This window comes from Ruegeria sp. BA2, assembly GCF_056539605.1.
In genome coordinates this window covers 1-5,004 of sequence record NZ_JBQFVE010000032.1, presented here as the reverse complement: position 1 = coordinate 5,004, position 5,004 = coordinate 1, and the positions used below count along the sequence as shown (strand labels likewise).

General features: G+C 53.4%; 4 protein-coding genes. 1 reads left to right on the top strand and 3 read right to left on the bottom strand.

The window, feature by feature from the left end:
* Window positions 1-366: 366 nt before the first annotated feature.
* Window positions 367-651, bottom strand: a complete 285-nt coding sequence (locus tag ACR0NN_RS25185) for a DUF1127 domain-containing protein (protein WP_480685855.1) — start codon at window positions 649-651, stop codon at window positions 367-369.
* A 135-nt stretch (window positions 652-786) separates the two neighbouring features.
* Window positions 787-1,743, bottom strand: coding sequence for a homocysteine S-methyltransferase family protein (locus tag ACR0NN_RS25180; RefSeq protein WP_480685853.1), 957 nt, complete (start codon window positions 1,741-1,743; stop codon window positions 787-789).
* A gap of 166 nt (window positions 1,744-1,909) precedes the next feature.
* Here ACR0NN_RS25180 and ACR0NN_RS25175 point away from each other — a divergent pair, with 166 nt between their 5' ends.
* On the top strand, window positions 1,910-3,463 hold the full coding sequence (locus tag ACR0NN_RS25175) for a winged helix-turn-helix domain-containing protein (RefSeq protein ID WP_170687582.1): 1,554 nt from the start codon (window positions 1,910-1,912) through the stop codon (window positions 3,461-3,463).
* On the opposite strand, the gene ACR0NN_RS25170 is transcribed toward ACR0NN_RS25175, so the two are convergent.
* On the bottom strand, window positions 3,438-4,469 hold the full coding sequence (locus tag ACR0NN_RS25170) for a hypothetical protein (protein ID WP_170758961.1): 1,032 nt from the start codon (window positions 4,467-4,469) through the stop codon (window positions 3,438-3,440). The genes ACR0NN_RS25175 and ACR0NN_RS25170 overlap by 26 nt on opposite strands.
* Window positions 4,470-5,004 lie beyond the last annotated feature (535 nt).

Genomic DNA, 5,004 nt, shown 5'->3' with positions numbered 1-5,004 from the left:
TCTTTGATCTCGGAGCCGTCGGCGTCTGGATTGGCTATACTCTGGGTCTGGTGGTAGCAGCCGTCGCCCTGCCCTTGCGGTTCTGGGCGCTAACTCGAGCTTGAATTTAGGGTAGATCGATTGGAGAAACCTAACCGCGAACCACTTCATAGTGGAGTGATGTGACTTACCAGATCATAGGGCTGCGACATCTTCGGCTTTAAGATCTCACAGTTTTGCCAAAAATTGTAACACAGTAAGCAATACGAGCGAGCATCGGAGTTCTCTAGCCATGGTACTTGAGTGTTGGTGTGCTCAGAATTTTTGAGCACACCTTTACCCTATGGGGTAAGCGTTCCCTTTAAGACTCGTTCAAAGCCTTAAAGGTCAAAAACTCCGACTTGTATCACGTCCATAACGCAGATCCTTGTGGTAGAGTTCCGGGTTCAGGCCAATGTCTTTCAGCATTCGTTCATCAAGCTGAGACACATGCCGGAGATCCCGCCTAAAGCGATATTCACGAATAACTGCGCTACGCAATTGCGAAAACGGCTTGGCGAAAACCTCAGCAAATGAGACGCTACTCTTTCCCATTTTATTTGGCACCTTGGCGCCAATCGGTTGAAACGCCACGCTGGGCGGGACAGTAAAAGAACTACGTTCGGTTGTCATAATAATCTCCAATGTTCGGCGTGATCACCCCGAAGTTTCCCGAACCGCTGAGCCGGGCCGCTTTGCGGATACTTGAGCCTATTGCGATGACCGCCTGCTTTTCACGGTCCGGGGTTATGTGATTTAAGTCGCCGGTCAGACGGTTGCGGTGGTCGGTTGCTGGGTTGCCTTGCAAACATGCTCGACATGACGATGATCGGTGCCGCAGCACCCGCCGATGACGCTCAGATTGGGCAGAATTTTTGCAAGCTCCTGATGAAGCTCACCGAATTCCTGCGGGTTCCCGTCATCCAACTCTTCAGCTTCGTCCAATTCGGCATGGGACAGGCGCGACGCGTTGGCCCGCACGCCCATGATCCGCTTCGTCCAATCGCCGCCCTGCTCTATGACAGAACGGAAGTGATCGGGATGCGCGCAGTTGATCATGAAGTATGCCGCCGCAACTTTTGTGGTGGCGTCGACCTGCTCTATGGCAGAGCGCAAATCCTGACCCGAAGGCAACCGGCCGTCGGTCTCGACGGTGAATGAAATAACCACGGGAATATCAGCGGCCTGTGCGGCGCGCACAATGCCGATCGCTTCTTCGACATAGGTCATAGTGATGGCCGAAACCATGTCTGCGCCCATCTCGGCGAACCAAACCACCTGTGTCTGGTGATAGGTTTCGGCTTCGGTCACGCTCATTATTTCTGTCGGGGCGTAACCGTCGCTGTGCGGCCCGATTACTCCGTTGATCACAAAGGGCGACTCTGCGGTTTCGTGCTCATCCCGCATCTTGACCAGCGTTGCGACAACCTCGCGATGGACCTCTTTGAGTTCACCTCGGTCCACCCCGAGTTCAGCCGCCCAACGGGGGCTCGCACGCCAAGTCGGAGTGTCCATTATAAACCCACGTCGATGGTTTACGGCCAGTCGGGCGAACCCGCGCATATATCTGTCTATGGCGTCGATACCCTCCTGGCTTTCCAACGCTTTAAATGCTGCAAACAGAGGCAGGTCGATTCCGTCGTGAAAGACCAGCGTGGTTTCAAGGCCGCCATCAGCCACCATCTGGGTGCCGTTCAACTGCGGTAACGCATTGCGATATTTCATTGCTATTCTCCTGTTTCCAGGCCCCAAAGCGGACCGTTAAGGATGAAATGGGAATAGCGGCGGCACGGATTCGAACCTCAAGCCGCATCTGAGCTTTTCCTGAGAAAGTATGAGGGCTAGGCTTGTTTCAAACGAGAATTGTTTCAACCATGATCGGTTCCGGGCCATGAAATATGCGTTCAATGACTGTACGATTGATACCGATCTCTTTCAGATATCGCGTGGCGAGGCGTGTAACAGTCTCACCCCGCAGACGCTGCAAATTCTGGAATACCTCATTTCCAACCGGGACCGGGTGGTTCTGAAGGATGAGCTGGTCGAACAGGTCTGGCAAGGCCGGTTCATCACTGACGCCACTTTGTCGACCGCGATGAAAGAAGCTCGCCAAGCGGTCGGCGACACAGGCCGGGACCAACACACAATCAAGACGATACATGGCACGGGGTTTCGCTTTGTCGCCGATATCGACATGCCCGTCACCAAAACTCAAAACACACCGACGCCCGACGGTATTGTGCTTGCGGTACTTCCGTTCAAAAGTCTCGGTACAAACTCCGACGATGGATTTCTGGCCGAAGGTTTGACCGAAGACACGATTACCAATCTGTCCCGATTTCGCGAACTTACCCTGCTCTCACATCGCACAACCGCCCAGTTGGCAGCTGACAAGGCTTCAAACTCGGACATGTCAGACCGATATGCGGTCACCCATGTCGTCGAGGGCAGCGTTCGAAGGTCCCAAAACCAATTGCGGGTGACCGTGCAAGTGACCGAGGCCAGCAACGGTACCTTGGTTGCGACCGAGCAATTCGACCGTGGTAGCGGACCAGAAGAACTGTTTGATATTCAAGAAGACATTGCCGCCCTCATTGCCGGCCGCCTTGGTAGTCGCCACGGCCTTGTGGCAAAAAACATTGCTCGGTCCCTGCCCGACGGACGCACCCAGTCCTGGGACACTTATTTCCTCGTTGCGCAGTTTTATGAGTATTATCGGTCCTACGATCATTCCATACATGCGGACATTCGGGACAGGTTAAAGGATGCACTCGAAACGGACTCTCAATCTTCGGATGGGTGGGCGGCTTATTCCATGCTGCTGCTGGAAGAGTACCGCTATCACGTCAACCAGCGCCCCGATATCGACGCCTTGGCACTCTCGGCAGAAGCTGCGCGTAAGGCGGTGGATTGCGACCGGCTGAATGCCTTTGCGCAAATGACACTGGCGCTGACTATCTTCTATCAGATGGATATTGCTGGGTTTCGGGTCGCCGCCGAGCGTGCGCTTGAGTTGAATTCCGGCCATTGCGATGTTCTGGCCGAGATTGGGTCCTGCCATCTGTTCTTGGGCGAATATGATCGCGCGGTTGAATTGTTGGATCGGGCGATTGACCTGAGCCCAGTCCACCCCGGATGGTATCACTATGCGCGATGCTGGCTATACGCGTCGCAAGGCTTCACCGAGGCCGCTTTGGTAGAGATTGAGAAGTTTCCGATGCCCGATTTCTTCTGGTACCAGGCACACCTTGCCTGGCTCCACGGTGAATTGGGCAATACAGAAAAAGCCCGCGCGGCGGCAGCGGTCATGCGCGAGATGTTTCCGATCTTCGAGGACGTCGTCTATGAAGAACTCGCTATGACCGGTATCACGTCGGAACGCGGTGAAATGGCTATCCAAGGATGGCGCAAGGCGGGGCTCAATATTCCGGAATATCCGTCTTAGGTCGTAGACGCGTCGTAGCAGGTACAGCAACTAAGCCCGAGAGGACGACGGCGGCGGCCAAAGCTGTGTAACCCCCCACAGCAATCGTAAAACTCCCGATCACGCCTCCTAATGCAAAACACAGAAGGTAGCGCGCCATGCCTGCTGCTGGAGTATCCGTCCGATCCAGGAAGAGCGGGAAGAACAGGAAAAGTCCGAAAGCATTTAGCAGGATAGTCATGCCAACCAAAAACTCGGTTTTAGACAGGTAGGTGAGCCCGCCCGCAAATGCCGCGAGCATCAGGCCTACTACCTTTGCACGCATGCCCAATCGCTTTGGCACAATACCAGCAAGGTAGGACCCCAAGCCGGACAGCAACAGGCTCCCGGCCAACCAAGCGCTGAGACTGCCAAGATTTTGCTCTGCCGAATATACTTCGAGAAAGGCCCAGTAGGCACCCATACAGATAAAAAAGGGCAGCAAGCCAATGTCCTGCTTCCAGTTGAAATGCCCTCTATTGCCATAGTTTTGCGCAGGCATTTTCCGAAACAACAGGACTACCTGTGTCGCCGAAAGAAGGGCCAAGAATGTCAGTAGAGACCACTCGGCTACGTGAATTACAACCAACAGAATGAACGAAGCGGCACACCCGATCGCCATTCCGTTGCCAATAGTTTGCAGAACCTTCGCCTCTGTGAAACTGCGCGACAGGGGCAAAGCCAAAACAACGCCAAACGCCAAACCAACGCCGCCTGCCCCGGCAAACAAAACGGTAGTTGAAATACCCTGTACCGTCGCAGCACCGGTAATGCCGCTGAACGCAACGATCCCGGCTCCACGCAGCAAAGCCTTATTTCGCGTGTCGGCCCCAATCGCACATCCTACCGCGGAGCTCAGCAAGACGACGCTAGCCAACAGGCCAACCGCCACGTCGGCAATCTCGCTTTTTTCGGCCAGTTCAGTCAGCCAAATTGGCATCGTATTTAGAACTGTAACGGCCAAAGCGATTATGAATAAACGTGTCAATCAACCACCCCCGCCAAGTCAGATTCCGTTCTTTTTTCTATGTTGCTCACCCTAAACACTTGGTCAATGTTACTGGAAATAGGTTATTGCTCTCGCTTGAAAGCCTTAAGAGTTTTCAGCGAAATTTCTCCAAACAAACCTTTGTATCTAGGGGCTAGACAGTCAGAGAATCCTCAGTTTCAAAAGTACAACTTGAGTCCTGCGGATTATAACCTGCTCGCCTTCGTTGACGGATATCAAATACTGTTCAATCTCGTTTTTGGTCTGCGTGCTAGAGGGATCAAATTTGAGTGTTTCCAAAAATGTATCTCTTCTAGAAAAGAACTCTAGTCGATCAGAATTTCGAGGACGATATTTGTCAGCTGAGCTTCGCAGCCCTGATACGGTAAACCTGTCGTATTTTCATCAGTAATGAGCCCTCACTACGCTCAGTCGGCCCAAAGGCGACCTTTGACACGTGGTCGCGATGCTGCGGTCGCAGACCGCTTAGCGGACATTCGCCGTGACCTCCAAAACTAAAGTAGATTGAACTCAC